The organism is Psychrobacter jeotgali, assembly GCF_904846315.1.
GTDB lineage: Bacteria > Pseudomonadota > Gammaproteobacteria > Pseudomonadales > Moraxellaceae > Psychrobacter > Psychrobacter jeotgali.
This window is the reverse complement of sequence record NZ_CAJHAF010000001.1, coordinates 1,887,398-1,907,030: the sequence shown is the minus strand read 5'-3', so window position 1 is coordinate 1,907,030 and position 19,633 is coordinate 1,887,398. Positions and strand designations below refer to the sequence as shown.

Below are 19,633 nucleotides of genomic sequence, written 5' to 3'. Positions count from 1 at the left end.
GGTTATAAGGCTGAATTATTATAAAGTAAGGTAGAGTGAGGTCAGCGTAACTCATCATTTAAACCATTTATTCAACGATTAAACAAATTCAGCACGATAGTGGCGACGATGCTTATCACAATCATGGTGACAATTGGGAAGTAGACTCTCGTATTGCCTGACTTGTATTTAATATCACCTGGTAGGTTACCTATCCACGAAAATGCGCTGGGAAATATCAGCCAAATAATCCCTACAATAACTAAAATTATGCCAATACCAATGAGTATTTTTGCCATATAAAATATTATCTCGTCAGATGGTAAGTTACTTTATGAGGCTAACCAGCCACTTTGCTAAAATAGATCTGTTGCGCTGCCCGAAAAGTATTGCAGTGCGCCTCAACCACATCTTCGATATCTTCTGAATAACCACCGCCCATCACGATAGCTACGGGGATATGAGCCGCTTTTGCTTGGTTTAAGACGAACTCATCTCGTGCTTTGCAACCCGCTTTGGTCAAGCCTAGTTTACCCAGCTTATCCGTAGCTAGGACATCCACTGCCGATTGATAAAAAATCATATCAGGATTAACTTGGCTTATAAGAGGCGGCAAGGTTTCCGTCAAAATACGCAGATACTCCTCGTCACCCGTATCATTATCGAGCTCAATATCAAGGTCAGAGATCTCTTTTCGAAACGGATAGTTTTTGGCACCATGCATACTAAAGACAAAAACTCTGGGTTCGTCCGCCATAATACTAGCGTTACCATTACCTTGATGCACATCTAAGTCGATGATTAAAACCTTTTGCGCTTGTCCACGATTTAAGAGCAGATTACTGGCAATACAAACATCGTTAAAGACGCAAAACCCTTCGCCGTGATCCGCAAAAGCATGATGGGTGCCACCCGCCACGTTCATAGCGACCCCGTATTGCTGAGCGTATAAGGCGCATTCATAAGTAGCGTGAGCAATATGGCGACCACGGTCAACCAGCTCAGGCGTCATCTCAAAGCCTATGGGGCGTGCTTCTTTACGTGGTAAGGTCTGAGTTTTGAGCTTATACCAATAATCAAAGGTGTGAGTGGTCAAAATCTCTGCTTCACTCAAACGCTTCGGTGCAAAAAAGTTATCAGGAGTAATGGTTCCTTCCGCTAGCAGGCGCTCAGGAATCATCGTATATTTCTGCATGGGAAAGCGGTGCTTTTCAGGCACCGAATAACGAAAGATTTCAGAGTAAGCAATTTTTAGCATAATTTTAATACGTTCTTTTATAAATGTTTTTAGAAAATAGGATTTATCTTTTTAAATGCTGACTAAATAAATACTGATTTATAAAGCTAGCGTCAGTCTATTGAATTAATTGCGTCGGCAAGAAAAAAGTACGCGCGTCGGCTTGTTCCCGCAGCTCAACCAGCAAGGTAGACATATTCTCGCTAGGATCTGGCGTATTAATCAAGTCGCTAAATAGCTCATAGGCGACGGTAGTCATTGCTACCACGCTTTGTAGCAAGTGTTCAATTTTGACATCATCAATACCCACCGCTTCAACATCAATGGCGTTTTTGTAGCGTACCTCTCCATCATTGACATCCATTTCTAGATTACCAATCAGCATGTCATAGTTAATCTGAGTCATGAGCAGCATGGCGGCACTTTGATGACTTTCAGGTATCGTAAAGGGCAAAATACCGTAGATAGCAAGCAAAGCATTGTCTTCTTGCACCCGAAATAGATAGCCGCATTCTACATCTTTGTTACGCATGCGCATTGATAAATGGTGGGATTGATGGCTATCTTTGGTGGTCGGACGATAATAAGTATAGTGCCATTGCTTATTATGTAAATACTGCTTGATAGAGTCCACTATAGGAGTCTCAGGGTTATCACGATTCTTTTTAGTAAGAGAGATTTTAGCTGCAGTATTATTATCCGTATCTGCTACGCTAGGTTCGTCGGCAGATTCTGCGATCTGCTCTTTTTGCTGTTCTTTTTGCATCGGCTCGGCAGTAGGCTGCGGCGCTGCAGGGCTCAGCAGCTGCTTTAGTTTTTGCCATAAGCTAAGTTTATTATTTTGACTCATAAATAAGGTAGAACTATTAATAAAGGCGAACAGATAAAAGCGATGTGTAGTTTTTGATGTATAGTTTTAGCGCTAAATGATCTTTGATGTTCAACGGATCTAATGCTAATTAGCTTTAGAGGCTAAAGGTTAGGATGTCTTTTAATTGAGGCTGAGCATAAAAAGCCTGTAACATCTCTTCAATATGAGCCCTGAGCTCCTCACTTTCAATAGCATCGTAGGCAATTGGTAATAACGCCGTGCTCAATTGCGCTAGCGCTTGCTCGTCGATATTCAGACCAGCGGCTAAAGTAGCGATAGTGTCGGACTGATGATTGGTGTACCAAGTCTCAACGCTGGCGGCGACTAAACTACGCAAATAAGGCGATAAGCGCAGACGGTTAAAGCTCTGCTGGGCACTAGCCTCGAGATGATCAATGCTACTATGGTCGGCATCCTCGCGCAAATAAGTTTGAATGTGACTCACAGGCTGATCTTTTATACGTGTCCAACCTGTGGTTAGCAAGCGGGTCACTTCTTCGTTTGATAAATGCTCTTGAGCGTTGGCTTCTGCGCGGCGAGCTAGATCCTTGATATTGCGATGTAAGTAACTTTGTAGTTTTTCATCAAGGTTGCGATTGGTCGCTTTTTCAAATGAGCTGCGCCCCATTTTCATCAGTTTGCCGACCCCGCCTGCCTTATCTAAAGTGCCTTCCATAAAGTCGTTGATAGCATGGTATAGCGTCTGAGTGAGCAGGTCTGCAAAAGTCTCATTACCTACTAAGGTATGAATCAATATATTGCGCTGCTGCTCGTGACTGCCGACGTAGCTTGCCAGAGTCTCTACTTGGGTATCATCAATCAGCTCAGACAAAGGGACGTTATCATTGACCGGATGATAAATTACGGTACGTAAAATATCACGAATATCAGTACGTATGGCGGCGCTCATCGGCTGGCTAAGCAGCCCATCATTGATAAGGCGCTGCAGATCCTCGCTATTGATATAACGGCTCATCGGCTGCGCCCCGAGCCATTGCCACATTTGCATGACTAAAGGTTCAGCTTGCTGCTGCAACCATTGCTGGATAAAAGCAACTTGCGCCTCAATCAAGCGCTCTATGGAGGCAATAGGAGCGGCTGCTTGAGTAGAGGGCACGTGAGCGGTACTGTGATTAGAAGAGTCGTTGATACTGGTTTTTTGAGTCATAGTTTTTAACGTCATAGATATCGATAGTTATCGACAATTTGTTATACTGTAAGGTTGTAGTGAGCATAGCGTATTATGCCATGAACGTAATCCCTATTTGTGCTGAATATTGTTTGCATAGGATTAGCCGCTTCAACTTAAAATTATACCAGTAGTAGGCCAACACTTTTAGACCTCTTTTATTTTGAACCGATTATATTGTATGGCGTTATGAATTTCTGGTGGACGGTGCTGGCTGGCAAACGATGATAGCTCACTTAATAAATTATAAGAGGTTTTGATGATAGCATCGCCTGCATCTGCTCCTAACTCTATGCCTGTATCGCAAGCTACACCTATGTTGCAGCTAGATAATGTCACTGTTCAACGCGGTGAGATCCCATTATGTGAAGAAGTGATGCTGGATTTAGCTACGGGCAATATTTGTCACTTGATTGGCGCTAATGGTACCGGTAAGACCACACTGCTGATGCAGTTGGCAGGCCTATTGCCGATTCTGACAGGAGAGGTTGCTTATCAAGGGATAGCAGGATTACCAGTGCAGCCGCTTTATGTCTCGCACCAGCTTGGTATCAATCCTAGTCTAACGGTAGCGCAGAATCTGAAGTTTTTACTAAACTTATATGGCATATCACCAACGGCTGCGGAGATAGATGAGGCGTTAGCTTGGGTAGGTTTGCAAGGGTTTGAGATGCTAAGCTCAAACCATTTATCTGCCGGTCAGACGCGGCGTATCACTTTAGCTCGTTTGTATTTATTAACACCAAAGGTGACCCCATTATGGTTGTTAGATGAGCCTTTTACAGCGCTGGATGTCGATATGGTGGCGAGGATGGAGGATAGGCTGCGGGCGTTTGTAAATAGTGGCGGGGCGATAATTATGACCAGTCACCAGCCCGTCGGCGTTGCCAATCAAGTGCTCGATTTGTCAGATTATATGGTATAAGTAAAACGAAAAGGATAAGTAATGACAGACAGCTTAGCGCCGAGTAATCGTATGGGCCAAGCAGTAACAGAGCCGCGCACTATTAGTTTTACTCAACTGTGGCGCCGCGAATGGCAGGTCAAGCAGCAAGGTGCCGTGCAATGGTTATATCCTTTGGTTTTATTTTTGATGATTATTACCTTATTTCCGCTGGCAGTGGGTAGCGAACCTCAACTATTGCAGCGCCTTGGGGTATCCGCCGTGTGGATTGCCGCCTTGTTGTCTTTGGTTATGGGCGTTGACGGTTTATTTAAACCTGCGCTCGATAACGGCACACTGGCACAGTTAGTGGTGGCTAAGGCATCGCTACCGCTTTGGGTATTGATTCGGCTGACTATTCACTGGATATTTAGTAGTGGTATCGTTGCGCTGCTAAGCTTATTAGCAGTTCCCTTATTTCAGCTGAGTTGGTTTGATGCAGGGATACTCATGGTCTCGATTATAGCCGGTAGTCCTATGCTACTAATGCTATCGGCAGTGGCCAGTAGCTTGACCTTATCATTGAAAAATGGCGCGGTGTTAGTGCCCTTAATTGCATTGCCGATGCAGTTGCCCGTATTAATATTTGCCACCGGTGCGGTGGATTTGTTCGCTACTGGGATGAATGGTTTGCCGATCTTGGCCCTGCTACTAGCGGGTAGTATCGCCTCTGTTTTAGTTATGCCGTTAGTGATCGCTTTGACGCTAAAAATGTCATGGCTTAATTAGGGCGAATTGATTATTCATTCATACTTTTAAACCCTGCTCATTAACGGCATGTTGAAAAGTGGCAAGTTTGCTATAATAGTCATCTAAGTAGCATTTTCTCATAAATTCTGTCTAGTATTTAATGCCAGCAGGTTAGCTAACGATATAAAATGTTGCTTTAACCAAACAGCTGGTCAATAGGTTTTGTATCCCATGCCAAACATGAATAAAGTCTCATCTCCTAGCCTATGGCAGCGTATATGGCAAGTTTTCTTGACCACTGTAGGTACCAAGCAGTTTTTTCGTATCTTTGCGCCTTGGGTCAAATGGTTAGCTATTTTAGCGGGTATTTGTCTACTAATTGGTAGTGTTTGGGGCTTGGCTTTTGCGCCGCCTGACTACTTACAGGGTAACAGCTATCGTATTATCTTTATCCATGTACCCGCAGCCAGCCTTGCCATTTCCATTTATTTTGCCTTAGCCGTATTGGGGGTAATCTTTTTGGTATGGAAGATTAAGACCGCCAATCTGGTTGCTCAAGCCCTAGCGCCAATAGGTTTTTTATTAACGGTGATTAGTCTGCTGACCGGCTCTATCTGGGCAAAACCCACTTGGGGTACTTATTGGGTTTGGGATGCGCGTTTGACCTCGATGCTGATTTTAGCGTTTTTATATGCAGGCGTGATGGCTTTGTTTGCGGCGTTTGAACATACTGCTAACCGTGGTAAAGCGGCGGCTATCCTATCAGTGGTAGGCGCAGTCAACTTGCCGATTATTAAGTACTCGGTAGAGTGGTGGAATACTTTGCATCAAGGCGCAACTTTTACTTTGACCGAAGCCCCAAAGATGTCAGCCGATATGTGGATGCCCTTATTATTAATGATTATTGGTAGCTATTTGTTGGTAGCAACCTTGGCTATTTATCGTACCAATACGCTTATTTTGTACCGTGACCAAGGAAAGGCGTGGGTAAAAGAGTACGTCCGTGGTCAGCAAAAATAGTGCCATCGTTTCACTTTATAATTTATTTACAGATGATAAGTTTAAATTGGTTAAAACCTAGCGTTAGGAGAGAGTAGTGCAGCCCTATTTTTATAGCATTTCTGAGTTTATCGCCATGGGGGAGCATGGGGTTTTTGTCTGGTCATGCTGGGCGATTACCGTCGGTGCTATGCTTATCTTTATTCTATACAGTCGTCGTCAGAGACAAGCGCTTATCAAACAGCTTAATATTCAACAAGTGCGTCAAGCACAGCGTAGTGCTAATGCCAATAAATCTACTACCCTCTAAAATACTATAAAAATCATGACCTTAAACTATAAGAAATTATTTTTTTAACTTATTCTAATCTATACTCATCAGTTCTATCGATAAGTCTAGGGCTTATTGAGTTCACTAAAAAATGCTATCATATACTCATGATAAGGGTGTGTTTATATTCTTTTTAGATGAATACCCTAGCTATTAATTTATTTTGCGAATTATTGGACCTACAAGAGATTTAATTAGCAAAATAGTCACTCATCAATGAGGTGGTGTTATGAACGCAGTCCGACGCAAAAAGCTAATGTGGGTTATGTTCACGCTCGCAGGGGCAGCGATTGCAGTAGTGCTGGTTATCTATGCGATTGGTCAGCAGACGGATTATTATTTTGATGCTACGGCTATTGCTCAAGGTGAAGCTCCGCAGGATAAACGTATTCGTGCTGGTGGAATGGTGGTGGCTGGTAGTGTGCAACGCTCAGCCAACGATCCTTTAAGTGTTGAGTTTGCTATTACTGACTTTGCCTCAACGGTTCCTGTGACTTATCAAGGTATTTTGCCTGATTTGTTTGCGGAGAATTCAGGGGTAGTCGCGACGGGTAAGATGCAAGGAGAAACCTTTGTCGCAGGAGAGGTATTGGCGAAGCACGATGAGAATTATATGCCGCCAGAAGTTGCAAAATCCATGAAAGAGCACAATCGCAATGGGGCAATACCCGCCTCTGAGCAGTATAATCCTGCTGAGCCTATCCGTGAGACTCAAACTTTACAGCAGTAATCAGTTTTTATTTGAGCTTATACTTAGTGCTAGCGTCAATTAAAAAAGCCACCGGTTATTAATCGGTGGCTTTTTTTTGGATGTTCTTAGCTTATAAGAGCCTACTTTCTTCCAATTATTAGCTTATAAAAAAGACTATCAATCATCCCACTCAGGAGAGTAATCAGGATGCTCAATCTTACGGCCGTCAGAGCGAGCAAGCTTACCTATCTTTTCCAACTCATCAGCACTCAATTGCACCTCAACGGCATCTAAATTGCCTTGTAAGTGATCGGGGTTAGAGGTTTTAGGAATAGCGATACGCTTATTGTCGGATAGAATCCAAGCGAGTGAAACCTGTGCTGGAGTAATGTTATGCTGCTCAGCAATCTCTTTGATAATCTCATTATCGAAGACATCACCACGAGCTAGCGGTGAATAGGCTTCTAAGAGAATATGATGATTGTTCAAAAATGATTGTAAAGTATGCTGTTTGATAAAAGGGTGAAACTCGACTTGGTTAACCACAATCGGCACGTCAGCATACTTTTTTGCTTCGATAATATTAGCAATATTGAAGTTAGAGACGCCAATATTACGAGTTAGTCCTTGCTTTTGTAATTCACACAACGCAGGAATAGTTTCTGATAAAGGCACACGATCATCGGGCCAATGAAGTAGCAGTAAATCAACGTAATCGGTACCTAGGTTCTCAAGTGAACGCTTAGCAGCCGCTTTTAATTTCTCGGGCTCAAACTTCATATCATCAGGAAAAATCTTAGTGGTCAAGAAAAATTTATCCCGAGCTACTCCTGATTTTTTGATCCCTTGACCCACCTCTTTTTCATTATCATAAGCTTGAGCAGTATCAATGTGCTCATAGCCCATCTTCAAAGCTTCATTGACTACATTGATACACTCTTGCCCTGTCGATTGCCATGTACCTAATCCCAGTACTGGAATTTTAGCTTGTCCAGCAGTACGAATGTTATATCTTGTATTACTCATGTTGTTATCCTTGTTATTAGTGTGGATTTCTACTATAGTTTTAATAAGCCGTTGATTTTAGTAGCAGTTTTTTATTTTTATACCTTCTTAAATCCATAAATAGATAGAAAGCCACTTAGATCTAGGGTTTCGTATTCCATTTTTAATAAGAATCAGAATAAAATTATTCATTTTTAATCAATAAAATCATAACTCAGTCATCGTATGAACATCGTATTAAGTAACCACTATAAGAAAAAATGATGTGAAGTAAAAGGTTGAGTGACGCTTTTCTACAAAGCTCAAACAGGCTGTAACCTCATTTTCGTTACCTTTCTAGTAATCATTCTAGTTAACCAATAAGATATTCGATAAGTAGTTACTTTGATGTTTAGTTTACCAATAGCTTTTGTTTATAGCCTCCACTTATAGCTAATGTGATTAATAGATAGCATTGCATACAGCAGACTTTGTTTCACATCAATAGTGCTGTAAGGCGAGCAGATTGATAACTCTACTTATTTAAGTCCTATCATAATAAATATTTTATATAAGAAGAGTGCTTGGGTTTACCTTGGTATGTTTTGGTTGAGAGTGTTTGATATTTCTTAAAATTATTGATTAATAAGGAGAGGATGTGTCAAGTCTTTCAAAGGCCAACTTTTCAGAAGGCAATGCTAATGGCCAGAACCCTATTTCTTGGTTCGTATTCGGTCTTATGGCTAGCGTTACTTTCATTGGTATTCTATCCGAGCTTATGCCTTCAGGTATCTTGCCGCAAATGACAGCAGGTCTTGGTATCGAGCAGACCCAAGTCGGGTTTTTGGTCGGTATTTATGCCTTAGCTTCGGCAATTTTTGCTATTCCCTTAATCAGTGCCACCTTATGGGTGAACAGAAAAATACTTTTAATGGCCCTGCTGACGGGTTTTGCAGTCTCTAACATCGTCGTTGGGTTAACGTCTTCTTACTACCTTATCGTAGCGATGCGTATTCTGGGTGGGATTTGTGCCGGTATTATGTGGCCAATGATTGCCGCTTACGGTACGGCGCTAGTGCCAGAAAATATGCACGGTAAAGCGATTACTATCATCATGGCAGGTAATACTTTTGGAGTGAGTTTAGGTCTGCCAATAATGACCTTTATCGGTACTCATGTGGGCTGGCGTATGTCGTTTTTAGTCCTTGGTGGACTAGGTGCGCTCATTGCGCTACTGGCGATGAAATTCTTGCCCGCTGTAAAGGGGGAGAAACTCACCCAAAGTAACTCGCCACTGGCAGTGCTTAAAATACCTGGGGTTTGGATTGTTTTAGCGCTGACTTTTTTAGCGGTGGTCGCCCATTATAGTATTTATACTTATATTACGCTCTTGGTAGAAACCATAGCCTTTACTGGCGGGATTAGCTTAGCACTGCTTATCTTCGGTATCGGTTCAGTTATTTCAGTCATATTATCAGCTAGGATTATTGATACGCATTTGCGTGGCTTAATCGTCGGTATGTTAGGCGGGGGCGCAATAGCGATGCTGCTATTCGTGTTCTTTAGAGGCACTAATGGTTTCGCACATATCGCCTTCTTATTATGGGGATTGGCGTTTGGTCCTTTGGTTACGATGTTCCAAACCGCAGTCAGCCACCAGGTTACCGAAGCCAAAGCTATTGCCACTTCAGTACAATCGAGTGTCTTTAACTTCTCAATTATGATTGCTACTTGGCTGGCAGGATTGATTTTGGTACACATGCCAGAGACCGGAGTTTTTGGTATTGTCTATCTGTCTATTCTTTGTTTTGTCCCAGCGATAATAATTACCTTTATGTCGAAGAAAACCCTAGATGCTCCTGCGATCTAGTGGCTTTCAATAAATATTTTTTAATAAATAAGTTTTTAATAAAAAATAATAATACTTAATAACAATAGGAGTTTGTAATGAAAAAGTTTACTAACGCTAATATCTATCGTAATGAAGATGCCAATGAGATCTTGGTAAAAGACGGTGTGATTCAGCAAATAGGTAAAAACCTACCTGCCGCTGATGAAGAGATTGACCTAAAAGGGCGGCTAATTGTCCCGCCTTATGTGGACTCGCATCTGCATCTAGACTATGTTTATACCGGCGGCGGTGATGATGCCAAGAACGCTTCAGGTACGCTATTTGAGGGTATTGCCCGCTGGCACGATGTCAAAAAGAATCAGACCTTTGAAGATGCCAAGCAGCGGATGCTCAAAGGGATCCAAGAAGAAGTGTCGAAAGGGGTACAATATATTCGTACTCATATCGACGTTTGTGATCCTGATTTGACCGGACTTAAAGCCATGCTGGAGCTACGCGAAGAGCTCAAAGATAACGTCACCATTCAGATTGTGGCTTTCCCGCAAGAGGGGATGTATGCCTATAAAGGCGCTGTTGAGCTGATGGAGGAGGCGCTGAAGATGGGCGCGGACTGTGTTGGTGGTATTCCGCATTTTGAATGGGCGTACGAGTTTGGTCAAGATTCGGTACGTAAGACGGTTGAATTAGCTCTTAAGTACGATAAGCTTATCGACGTACATTGTGACGAAACCGATGATCCAATGAGTCGTCACGTACAGTTACTAAACGCCTTAGTGATGATTGAAGATATTGGCGCACGCTCTACAGCCAGTCATACGTGCTCATTTGGTTCAGCGGATGACGCTTATGCGTTTCGGATGATGGGACTGTTTGAACAGTCGGGCATGAACTTTATCGCGCTGCCGACTGAAAACGCCTATCTGCAAGGTCGCCAAGATACTTATCCTAAGCGCCGCGGTCTAACCCGGGTCAAAGAATTTTGGGAAAATGGTATCAATATCTCCTTTGGTCAAGACTCTATCAATGATCCTTGGTATCCAGCCGGTAACGGTAATATGATGAATATCTTAGATAACGGTATTCATTTGGCGCAAACTATGTCACTACCCCAGCTTGATGTCTGTCTTGATTTTATTACCTTTAACGGTGCCAAAACCTTGAATATTCAAGATGAGTACGGTTTAGAAGTCGGACGTGCCGCTAACTTTTTGGTGTTAGATGCAGATACGCCATTTGAAGCCGTACGCCAACGTGCTGATGTCCTAGCCTCTATCCGTAACGGCGAGTACCTGTTCAAAAAGCCTGAGCCCAGCTATGAGATCGAGCTGGATGTGTTTCGAGAGACGATGTAATTATTATTAAAACTGCTACCTGAAATATAAAGCATAAAAAACGCCCATTACTTAAAGTAGTGGGCGTTTTTTTATGGGTTTTCTATACTAAAAGTAACTTATTGAGCTGCAGCAACTTCACCAGTAGCAGTAGCGGTGCCAGCAGTTGCAGTAACTTCATTAGCATCAGTATTAGCGCCCCAAATTTTTGGATACTTATAACCTGGGAAGGTGCTATGAGCATATTGTTTAAAGGCATCTGAATTATAAGCATTGGTCACATCTTGCACCCATTTTTTATCCTTGTCAGCAGACTTGACCGCTGACCAGTTGATATAAGCAAAGCTTGGCTCTTGGAACATAGCTTCGTCTAGAGTAATACCTGCATCAGTAGCATAATTACCTGTAATAATAGCGAAATCAACTTCTTCACGCGCTCGTGGTAACTGAGCGGCTTCTAGCTCGATAATATTGATATCGTATTTACTATTATCAGCGATATCAGCTTTTGACGCCGTTAGGGGGTCGACATTGTCTTTTAGGGTAATCCAGCCCAAATCATCCATCATCACCAGCGCACGCGCAAAATTGCTAGGATCATTCGGTGCTGAAACACTCATGCCTTTATAGGCTGCATCAAGAGTAGACTTTTTACCTGAATAGATGCCAAGAGGGGCGGTGGGGACTTGGAAAACTTCGACCAAATCCAAATTGTTTTCAGCTTTAAAAGTATCTAGATAAGGCTTATGCTGAAAAATGTTAATGTCCAAATCACCTTCAGCTAGCGCTAAATTAGGACGCACATAGTCAGTAAAAGCAATCAGCTCAACTTCATAACCTTGGGCTTCAAGTGAGCTTTTGACTTGGTTGCGTACCATATCAGCAAAATCACCTTCGGTAGTGCCAATAACGATTTTGCTATGCTCAGGGTCGATGTTGTTGGCAGCAGTTTCAGTAGCTGGCGCTTCTTTGGTAGACTCTGGTGCTGATGAGTTATTACAGCCGACTAGCACCAGACCTGATACACCAACGGTGGCTAATGCGGTTGCTAATTGACGACTGATATCTGTTAATTTCATAAAAATTCCTAAATAGGGATAACCATAGTTGAATAAGCAGTTAAATAAATAATGTAAGTAAGCAGGGTAAATAGAATAGCTAAAAATATTAGTCAAAATGGTCATACATTTTATTTGACCATTAAAAAAGCAACATTATAAATAGTAATGCTGCTTTTTTAAATATTGCTAAAGTGCTAACAAAATTAACCGTAGTCCGTTATAAAGTCAAGCGTTTTACTGGTGAATAATAGACATCAAAAGCTGAGTTTTATTCATAAGTACAGACTAACGCTTAGCGTTTGTCTAATCGCGCCGCTAACCAATTACCACCGGCTTGAATACCGATTACCATCACCGAGAGCATGATAACGATAAATACCATTACCTCAGTTTGATAGCGATAATAACCATAGCGAATGGCCAGATCGCCAAGACCACCGCCACCAATCATACCTGCAGCAGCTGAAAAAGAGAGTAGGCTAATACAAAGAATAGTTACCGATAGAACCAGCCCAGAGCGTGCTTCGTTAAGCAACACTTTAATAATAGTAAACGGACGTGCGCCCATAGACTCAGTAGCTTCGATGATACCGCGCGGCACTTCACGCAGGTTTTGCTCGACCAGTCGTGCAAAATAAAATGAGCCGGCAATAGCCAGCACCAACGAAGCAGCAATAGGACCGATACCGGTGCCAACAATCGCTTTGGTAAAAGGGCTCATGGCAATCATCAAAATGACAAAAGGGAAGGCGCGCATAAAGTTAGTAATGCCGCCCAATATCGCATAAAGCCCTTTATTCTGCAAAAACTGTCGATCACTGGATAAAAATAAGAAAATCCCAAACAAACCACCAATAGTGACCGCTGCAGTGGTAGAAATACCCAGCATAATGAAAGTGTCAAAAGTTGCTTGCCAAATCTCTTTACGCAGCGCCAGCAATTTATCTATAGAGGCGGATAATTCAGCGCCAGTTAACATGTTTATTTCTCCTGCCTCATATTTTAGTCTTCTTGTACCAAACCTTGACCAATCAAAGTGCTGGCTTGAATGAGACCATCACGAATATCAGCGACCTCAAGTAGCTGGCCTTGGTGTAGTAATGCGGCTCGGTGGCACAACCTGCGTATAACACTCATTTCATGAGTAACAATGACAATAGTTACTCCAAGCTGCTCGTTGATATCACGCAGGCAAGTCAATAAGCTGCGAGTCGTCGCTGGGTCTAGCGCGCTAGTGGGCTCATCAGCGAGCAGTACTTTAGGATTGGGAGCGATAGCACGGGCAATACCAACGCGCTGCTTTTGACCGCCTGATAACTGCGCCGGATAGTGGCTCACTCGATCGGTCAAATCAACAATCTCCAAACACTCCATTACTCGCTTATGAATATCACGGCTGGGATAGCCTGAGACAGTCAAATTAAAAGCCACATTATCAAACACCGTGCGGTTTGACATCAGATTAAATTGCTGAAAAATCATACCAATATTATGGCGGGCAATACGTAGGTTACTAGCTGATAAGGCGGTTAAATCAACCCCATCGATAATCACCTGCCCCGAGTCTGGACGTTCGAGTAAGTTAATTAAGCGTAATAGAGTAGACTTACCCGCACCTGAATAGCCCATTAAGCCAAAGATTTCACCTTGCTTGACAGACAGAGATGTGGGTTCAACAGCAGTAAACCAATGCGCTTTGCCATCAGCATTTTTTATCGAGCGGTCGCTCATAAAGCTTTTGGTCACATTATTTAGAACGATCATGTCACTCATGGAATGCTCAAATTTTGGTAAATATTTTAACGGTTAAATCAGGGCGTTGAGTGCTCTATGGCTTTAGGTAGCCGACAATAACCGTATCGGTAAGGGGCAGTAATATAGCATATTATATAGGTCATTGGATATGACCATCCACGATTGACTAATGCAGCATTAGCAAATGGCTGAGCATGAGCAGTCATTTAACTATTCAGTAGAGCCATAGATTAAATGCTTATGAGTTAGCCTTGATTACGGCTGTTAAGAAGGTGGTTGCGATTATGGTCTCGCTGATTAAGATGAGGATTGTGCTGTACGGGTAGAATAACTAAAAATCTAGTATGCCCATTAATAGTATCGGTCAAGATATGGCCTTGATGGGCGGTGACAATTTGTGATACCAATGATAATCCTAACCCTGAACCTTTGTTCTTTTGCTGTAAACGTACAAACGGGCTGAATATCTCTTGGCGCTTTTCCTCAGGAATCCCTTCCCCTTCATCGATGACCGCCATCACAGCGTATTTAGGAGCAGGCGGCACCAGGCTAGCTTTAGACTTACTCAAATGCTTTTTAAATAACCCTTCTTTAGCCGCTTCAGTTTCGCTCTCTTTATGGTTCTTAGAGTCATTTTTTGGACTGTCTTTGAGGGTGTCATCGCTGGGCCCAAGATAATCGTTAACAGTTTGAGCCAAAGTTGGCGCTTGCTCAGTCTTATCAGCAACGACTTTCCAGCTGACCTTTTTGATCTTCTCAATCAATTCAGCAGTAAATTTGTGATAGTGATTGATGAACAAGTCATCACTGACAACGGGTACTTTAAAAGAGGAGGTCTTGCTAGAATCAGCCTTGGAGATCGGCTCTTTTTCAGGGGAGGTACTGTTTAAGTTCTGCTTTGCATTTACTATAGGGTCTATATTAGCGTTCTTATCATTTGAGTTAGCCTCATTTTCTACCGGGCTGTTACTCTCTACTTGGTTAATATATTGATCAAGATCATTACTACTTAAAGTTTCACCATTGTAGTAAATAGTAGGGCTCGGCAAAGTAGTGGTATTCTCTTCAGCCTTATTAGCACTGTCTTTATCATCATTATTAGAGGCGTCATAACCATTATAATCTAAGCAGCTATAATCGATATCCGCAAAGCTGCTAGATACAATAGATTGTAATAAGTAGTCGGGAACATTATCTGCTTCTTCTAAAGTCTGAACGCCATATAACAAAATGGTGACCGGTGGCTCTCCGTGTAGCAGGGCATTATTGAGTAAATTGCGAATCAAATGAGTCAGCATCGGAGCTTGTCCATCAATGACAATATGCTCGCCGATTAGCGTGGTTTCAGAATAGTGTTGCCGTTCTTGGTTGATCAGTTCGTACAAGTCTAGCTTTTCGACTTGCTGCATAGCATGACCGGCATCTAAGCGGCTGACCAATAAGATACTCTCCACCAAGTCATTCAAGCCGGATAAATCACGATTGATAGCTTGAGCACGTTTATCAAACTTGGCTTTGGTGTCGGCTGGCATAACGCTTGCGAGCATATCCATCATCTCAATTTGTAAGCGAATACGAGTAATGGGTGTGCGTAGCTCATGAGAGGCATGCGCTAACAATAGGTTATTAGCGTCAATGAGATGTTCGATCTTCTGAGCGGCTTGGTTAAACCCGCGGGCAAGTAGGGCAATTTCGTCATTACCACTGGCGTTGACCCGCACACTAAAGTCGCCATCTCCCAGCTGATTCATCTGCTGACTCATCTGGTTGATTTGCCAAGTCATAGAGCGCGCAATCCACCACAATACCCCTGCCATAATAATCAGCAGCAGTAGAGTGCCGGTAAACAAATTGAGCGCCGCTGAGAGTACCGGCTTTTTTGGAGGTAAGCGTGACTCATAAAGTAAGGTATAACCTGTACTACTATAAACCTGAGCTTGCTGCAGCACTGGTGTATCTGAAAAAGAAGGGAAGGCGCGCATTAATAAAGAAGGTGTTTCTGGAAGCTCTAAAGGTAGGTCGCTATTGTCAGTCTGCATGAGCAGATGGCCATTATTATCATATAAGCCCATTTTCGCTTGTAATGACTCATCAAAAATATCAAAGCTTTTTTTGATGACCGCTAACATAAAGCGTGCCTGCAAACGATTGTCGTTGCTGATAGCAACATTGAGCTCATTAAGAAAAGGATCTACTTGACCTAAAATCTGTCCAGCTACCACCTCTGAGCGATTACTGGCATCTTTATCGTGTACCAACTGGGTTAGGAGTACCATCGCCACGGCAAATAAAATCAATGCCAGCATAACGCTGGCAAATAATTTGGCAAAGACGGAGCGAAAACCCAATTGCTGCATTAATTAATCTCAATCAGACAAGTAATCATTAATAGTCTATCTATTAAACTTGATCAGTAGCAAATTGATAACCCACGCCGCGCACGGTAATGATACGCTTGGGCTGACGAGGATTGTCTTCAATCAAAGCTCGCAACCGTGAGATATGAACATCGATAGCACGGTCAATATTGTCTGAGCTATCATCGTTTGGCATCGCTTGCCATAACTGTTCACGGTTCAAAACTTTACCTGAATGGGTTGCAAAATAATGCAGTAGCTGGAACTGATGAGTGGTTAGACGTACGGGCTGATCATCAATGGTCACCTCATGACTGTCAGGGAATACGCTCAAACGCCCAAAAGTTAAGCTGTCTGATTGGCTATCAGCTTGATTAGGTTGTTCATGACGGCGGATAACCGCACGAATACGAGCTAATAGCTCACGAGGCTCAAAAGGCTTGGCAATGTAATCATCTGCGCCCATTTCAAGTCCAAGTACCCGATCTGTAGTGTCACCTTTCGCTGTAAGCATGATGATAGGCACTTTGTTGGTCATATTGTTCTTATTGCCACGAATCTTTTGGCAGACTTGCATACCATCCATATCAGGTAGCATCAAATCAAGTACGACCAAATCAATATCGCGCTCTTTGGCATCGAGAATATCAAGGCCTTCTTGACCAAGGGCAGCATGATGCACATCATAATAATTCATCGTTAGATAGTCACTGATCAATTCAGCTAAATCTGGGTCATCTTCAATTAATAAGATCTGCTTACTCATAAGGTTTCCTTTAATTTTTACTATAATTTTAAATATTCAAAGTAGGTATGTTTTTTATGTGGATTATAGCGATTTAAGTGCTGATAAAACTTAGGTACAAGTCAATTATGGGGGTGAATTTTATAATTTATATACTGATAATAGTTCTATTGCTATTCTGCCTAACTATGGCATTACCTTACAAGACATGCTTTGTTAATATTTCTACACAATGTAACGGTTGCGCCAACAGTTATTGCTAATAGATTTTTATTCGTAATAGTCTGCGCTATAGAAGGGGTTTATGGATGTCTAATAAGCTGATGCCAAGCCTCTAATTTAAAAGTTAGGACACTATGACCTTCTTACCAGCGGACTCTACTGGCAGGTCTGCCAGACAAATCAGGCTATCATTACTGATACCAGCGATCAGGTACTGTTTGGTAGACGGGTCATATTCGATAACTTCGATAGATTGTCTGGTCAAACGCTGATCTTGTTGAATAATCCAGATATTACCAAGTAAAGGCGCCAGGGGTTTATAGGGTGGTTTTTGTAATGCTGTCAAATCAACATCATGAATACCACGTGCAGGTACAATGGCGCCTACTTCAATCTGCCCATAGTTTACGCGTCCACTAACTAGCGTATTAACCTTCAAAGTATTGCGACTGGCCTCATTTTTGATCACTTGTACATAGACTAACAGTTGATCAGAACCTTCACTAGGTACTAGCTTACTAACTTGGCCGGTGAAAGTTTCGTTATGATCTTGTGAGGAAAAATTCACAGTTTGCCCTACTGATAGCTGTGATTCTACTTGAATAGGTACCTTGGCTATAAAGCGTAAATGGTTATCATCAATAATACGTAATAGAAGCTTACCTTTCTCTAATTGTTGCCCAGTAGTAGCCGGTAGCTTATCAATACGTCCTGAAAAGCTGGCACGAATGATTAGTGGCGATGCGGTATCTTTAGCGGGCTCATTTTTGACTGTCTCATTAAGATTACTCTCTCTGTTTTTATTAGCTTCGTTATCAAATTGAGCACTATTAGAACCATTACCTACAGGTGAGGAGGATGCTTGCTCAGCCTTAGCGCTTTTCATTTTCGATTCAGCTTCATCATTAACAGTAGAGTTATCTGCTTTTTCTTTATCGAGACTATTATTTTTACTGCCTGCATTATTTTGCTGACTTTCTCCATTAGAGAGCTGCTTCGTTGCCTTTAATGAGTTTGATGACAGGTTGTTTTCAGGCTCAGATGTATTCTTATCTGCTTCCAAAACAGCCTTACTGGTATCTTGCTTATATAAAATGAGTAAAGGCGTCCCTTTTTCCACCCATTGACCCTCTGTAACCAGTACTTTTTCTATCCCTAAAGCTTGAGCAGCTATAAAACGAGCCTGCTTAGTAGGTTCGATAATACCTTGTAAGCCTAGACTGGGCTGATAGCGCGATTGTTTGATACTCAAAATATAATCAGATGACATAGTGACAGTATTATCATCAATGACGATAGGCAATTCGGCCTGAGTGCGCTCTATAGATGCAGTATCAGCACTATTGGGTGGCTGGCAAGCAGTCAATAATAGAGTGCTTAACAATAGACTGACACCACCGAAAGTATAACTATTGAGCATACGTAAGCGGTTTTTGGGGCGTAATATATGGGTCATGCCAGTCACCATTTTAAATGTATTTTTATTATATAGCGAAAATACTCTAGGTAAAACAAAAGGATATATTAATCTTTAAATTTATAATAAAAACAACCTAAAAAATAATCACCATCCAAAATATTCAACTTTTAAACCATTTTTAAACCATAGTTTATTCACTTTTAAGAATTTACTTTACTACTCTTTATCGACTTAAAAACCTAAATTAGACCAAAAATAGCTGATGGGTCAAAAATAATTCATATTTATCTATACTTATCTTGCTATTGTATGTAATTATTATAGTATTATCGTAACAAATATAATCTAATCCTTACTAGATTGTAAATATAGTAATATTACGAGCTGATCATCTTTCATAGGATAGTAATAATGGAAAATAATTTTGAAGGGTTAAAAGTCATGGTTATCGATGACTCAAAAACCATTCGGCGTACCGCAGAAACTTTACTACAAAAGGCGGGCTGTGAAGTAGTCACTGCTATTGATGGTTTTGATGCCTTGTCGAAGATTGTAGATAATAATCCGGATATTATTTTTGTAGACATTATGATGCCGCGTTTAGATGGCTATCAAACTTGCGCATTGATTAAGAATAACCCGGATTATGCTGATAAACCGGTCATTATGCTGTCATCAAAGGACGGTTTGTTTGACAAGGCTCGCGGTCGTATTGTCGGCTCCGATGAGTATTTGACCAAGCCATTTAGTAAAGATGAGTTGTTCGATGCTATTAATCATTATCGCTAAGTACCTCAAAGATTTGGTATGGAATGTTTCGGTATAGATAATAAAGAGAATTTTGACTAGTACAGGTTGGTATTTTAAAGACTGAAGCAAGATTAGATCGGGCTAGCGAGATAAAACTACTCAAGGCGAATCTATCCATTTCACGCCAAAAACTTATCGAACAATAATATAAATATAGAGGCATTAA

At 41.7% G+C, this 19,633-nt stretch carries 19 protein-coding genes; 8 read left to right on the top strand and 11 right to left on the bottom strand.

Features of this window, described 5'->3' with window-relative positions; all coding sequences use genetic code 11:
• Positions 1–71: 71 nt before the first annotated feature.
• The 4 genes from JMX18_RS07785 to JMX18_RS07770 form a co-directional block, all read right to left on the bottom strand.
• Positions 72–278 carry a DUF2905 domain-containing protein gene (locus JMX18_RS07785; protein ID WP_201586552.1) on the bottom strand — a complete coding sequence of 69 codons (207 nt, stop codon included), beginning with the start codon at positions 276–278 and terminating at the stop codon, positions 72–74.
• Between the two features lie 41 nt (positions 279–319).
• On the bottom strand, positions 320–1,237 hold the full coding sequence (locus tag JMX18_RS07780) for a histone deacetylase family protein (protein WP_201586550.1): 918 nt from the start codon (positions 1,235–1,237) through the stop codon (positions 320–322).
• A gap of 97 nt (positions 1,238–1,334) precedes the next feature.
• Entirely contained in the window at positions 1,335–2,066 is a 732-nt protein-coding gene (locus tag JMX18_RS07775; protein WP_201586548.1) for a YbjN domain-containing protein, read from the bottom strand.
• 115 nt (positions 2,067–2,181) lie between these two features.
• Complete coding sequence (locus JMX18_RS07770; protein WP_227674602.1) at positions 2,182–3,270, bottom strand: hypothetical protein; 1,089 nt, start codon at positions 3,268–3,270, stop codon at positions 2,182–2,184.
• Positions 3,271–3,535: 265 nt separating this feature from the next.
• Between JMX18_RS07770 and ccmA the strand changes: the two genes are divergently transcribed.
• The 5 genes from ccmA to ccmE all read left to right on the top strand — a co-directional run bounded on the left by ccmA (position 3,536) and on the right by ccmE (position 6,969).
• On the top strand, positions 3,536–4,201 hold the full coding sequence (ccmA, locus tag JMX18_RS07765; RefSeq protein WP_227674601.1) for a heme ABC exporter ATP-binding protein CcmA: 666 nt from the start codon (positions 3,536–3,538) through the stop codon (positions 4,199–4,201).
• A gap of 51 nt (positions 4,202–4,252) precedes the next feature.
• On the top strand, positions 4,253–4,948 hold the full coding sequence (locus JMX18_RS07760) for a heme exporter protein CcmB (protein WP_201588283.1): 696 nt from the start codon (positions 4,253–4,255) through the stop codon (positions 4,946–4,948).
• Between the two features lie 192 nt (positions 4,949–5,140).
• Positions 5,141–5,929, top strand: coding sequence for a heme ABC transporter permease (locus tag JMX18_RS07755; protein ID WP_201586546.1), 789 nt, complete (start codon positions 5,141–5,143; stop codon positions 5,927–5,929).
• A 76-nt stretch (positions 5,930–6,005) separates the two neighbouring features.
• Positions 6,006–6,218 (top strand): heme exporter protein CcmD, encoded by a 213-nt coding sequence (gene ccmD, locus JMX18_RS07750; protein WP_201586544.1) that lies wholly within the window; start codon positions 6,006–6,008, stop codon positions 6,216–6,218.
• A 250-nt stretch (positions 6,219–6,468) separates the two neighbouring features.
• A complete protein-coding gene (gene ccmE, locus JMX18_RS07745) occupies positions 6,469–6,969 on the top strand; it encodes a cytochrome c maturation protein CcmE (RefSeq protein WP_201586543.1) in 501 nt (166 codons plus the stop codon).
• A gap of 138 nt (positions 6,970–7,107) precedes the next feature.
• Here the strand turns inward: ccmE and JMX18_RS07740 are convergent, their stop codons facing one another.
• Positions 7,108–7,956 (bottom strand): aldo/keto reductase, encoded by an 849-nt coding sequence (locus JMX18_RS07740; protein WP_201586542.1) that lies wholly within the window; start codon positions 7,954–7,956, stop codon positions 7,108–7,110.
• Between the two features lie 616 nt (positions 7,957–8,572).
• Between JMX18_RS07740 and JMX18_RS07735 the strand changes: the two genes are divergently transcribed.
• Positions 8,573–9,784: an MFS transporter gene (locus JMX18_RS07735; protein WP_265088820.1), complete on the top strand. Its 1,212-nt coding sequence runs from the start codon at positions 8,573–8,575 to the stop codon at positions 9,782–9,784.
• A gap of 77 nt (positions 9,785–9,861) precedes the next feature.
• Complete coding sequence (locus tag JMX18_RS07730; RefSeq protein WP_201586541.1) at positions 9,862–11,118, top strand: amidohydrolase family protein; 1,257 nt, start codon at positions 9,862–9,864, stop codon at positions 11,116–11,118.
• A 98-nt stretch (positions 11,119–11,216) separates the two neighbouring features.
• Here JMX18_RS07730 and JMX18_RS07725 read toward each other — a convergent pair whose 3' ends face one another.
• The 6 genes from JMX18_RS07725 to JMX18_RS07700 form a co-directional block, all read right to left on the bottom strand.
• Positions 11,217–12,176, bottom strand: a complete 960-nt coding sequence (locus JMX18_RS07725) for a MetQ/NlpA family ABC transporter substrate-binding protein (protein ID WP_201586540.1) — start codon at positions 12,174–12,176, stop codon at positions 11,217–11,219.
• A 274-nt stretch (positions 12,177–12,450) separates the two neighbouring features.
• Positions 12,451–13,137, bottom strand: coding sequence for a methionine ABC transporter permease (locus JMX18_RS07720; protein ID WP_201586539.1), 687 nt, complete (start codon positions 13,135–13,137; stop codon positions 12,451–12,453).
• A 23-nt stretch (positions 13,138–13,160) separates the two neighbouring features.
• Complete coding sequence (locus JMX18_RS07715) at positions 13,161–13,931, bottom strand: methionine ABC transporter ATP-binding protein (RefSeq protein ID WP_201586538.1); 771 nt, start codon at positions 13,929–13,931, stop codon at positions 13,161–13,163.
• Positions 13,932–14,158: 227 nt separating this feature from the next.
• Positions 14,159–16,270 (bottom strand): sensor histidine kinase, encoded by a 2,112-nt coding sequence (locus JMX18_RS07710; protein ID WP_201586536.1) that lies wholly within the window; start codon positions 16,268–16,270, stop codon positions 14,159–14,161.
• A gap of 43 nt (positions 16,271–16,313) precedes the next feature.
• Positions 16,314–17,036 (bottom strand): response regulator transcription factor, encoded by a 723-nt coding sequence (locus JMX18_RS07705; protein WP_201586535.1) that lies wholly within the window; start codon positions 17,034–17,036, stop codon positions 16,314–16,316.
• Between the two features lie 325 nt (positions 17,037–17,361).
• Positions 17,362–18,693, bottom strand: a complete 1,332-nt coding sequence (locus JMX18_RS07700) for an efflux RND transporter periplasmic adaptor subunit (RefSeq protein ID WP_227674600.1) — start codon at positions 18,691–18,693, stop codon at positions 17,362–17,364.
• A 375-nt stretch (positions 18,694–19,068) separates the two neighbouring features.
• Between JMX18_RS07700 and pilG the strand changes: the two genes are divergently transcribed.
• Positions 19,069–19,446, top strand: a complete 378-nt coding sequence (pilG, locus tag JMX18_RS07695; protein WP_201586534.1) for a twitching motility response regulator PilG — start codon at positions 19,069–19,071, stop codon at positions 19,444–19,446.
• Positions 19,447–19,633: the final 187 nt, after the last annotated feature.

Excerpts from the sequence above, each read along its gene's own strand:
- JMX18_RS07710 (WP_201586536.1), bottom strand. The coding sequence starts at position 16,270 with ATGCAGCAATTGGGTTTTCGCTCCGTCTTTGCCAAATTATTTGCCAGC.
- JMX18_RS07715 (WP_201586538.1), bottom strand. The coding sequence starts at position 13,931 with ATGAGTGACATGATCGTTCTAAATAATGTGACCAAAAGCTTTATGAGC.
- JMX18_RS07740 (WP_201586542.1), bottom strand. The coding sequence starts at position 7,956 with ATGAGTAATACAAGATATAACATTCGTACTGCTGGACAAGCTAAAATT.
- JMX18_RS07720 (WP_201586539.1), bottom strand. The coding sequence starts at position 13,137 with ATGTTAACTGGCGCTGAATTATCCGCCTCTATAGATAAATTGCTGGCG.
- JMX18_RS07725 (WP_201586540.1), bottom strand. The coding sequence starts at position 12,176 with ATGAAATTAACAGATATCAGTCGTCAATTAGCAACCGCATTAGCCACC.
- JMX18_RS07770 (WP_227674602.1), bottom strand. The coding sequence starts at position 3,270 with ATGACGTTAAAAACTATGACTCAAAAAACCAGTATCAACGACTCTTCT.
- ccmA (WP_227674601.1), top strand. The coding sequence starts at position 3,536 with ATGATAGCATCGCCTGCATCTGCTCCTAACTCTATGCCTGTATCGCAA.
- JMX18_RS07780 (WP_201586550.1), bottom strand. The coding sequence starts at position 1,237 with ATGCTAAAAATTGCTTACTCTGAAATCTTTCGTTATTCGGTGCCTGAA.
- JMX18_RS07760 (WP_201588283.1), top strand. The coding sequence starts at position 4,253 with ATGGGCCAAGCAGTAACAGAGCCGCGCACTATTAGTTTTACTCAACTG.
- JMX18_RS07755 (WP_201586546.1), top strand. The coding sequence starts at position 5,141 with ATGCCAAACATGAATAAAGTCTCATCTCCTAGCCTATGGCAGCGTATA.
- JMX18_RS07700 (WP_227674600.1), bottom strand. The coding sequence starts at position 18,693 with ATGACCCATATATTACGCCCCAAAAACCGCTTACGTATGCTCAATAGT.
- JMX18_RS07785 (WP_201586552.1), bottom strand. The coding sequence starts at position 278 with ATGGCAAAAATACTCATTGGTATTGGCATAATTTTAGTTATTGTAGGG.
- JMX18_RS07775 (WP_201586548.1), bottom strand. The coding sequence starts at position 2,066 with ATGAGTCAAAATAATAAACTTAGCTTATGGCAAAAACTAAAGCAGCTG.
- JMX18_RS07705 (WP_201586535.1), bottom strand. The coding sequence starts at position 17,036 with ATGAGTAAGCAGATCTTATTAATTGAAGATGACCCAGATTTAGCTGAA.
- ccmE (WP_201586543.1), top strand. The coding sequence starts at position 6,469 with ATGAACGCAGTCCGACGCAAAAAGCTAATGTGGGTTATGTTCACGCTC.
- pilG (WP_201586534.1), top strand. The coding sequence starts at position 19,069 with ATGGAAAATAATTTTGAAGGGTTAAAAGTCATGGTTATCGATGACTCA.
- JMX18_RS07730 (WP_201586541.1), top strand. The coding sequence starts at position 9,862 with ATGAAAAAGTTTACTAACGCTAATATCTATCGTAATGAAGATGCCAAT.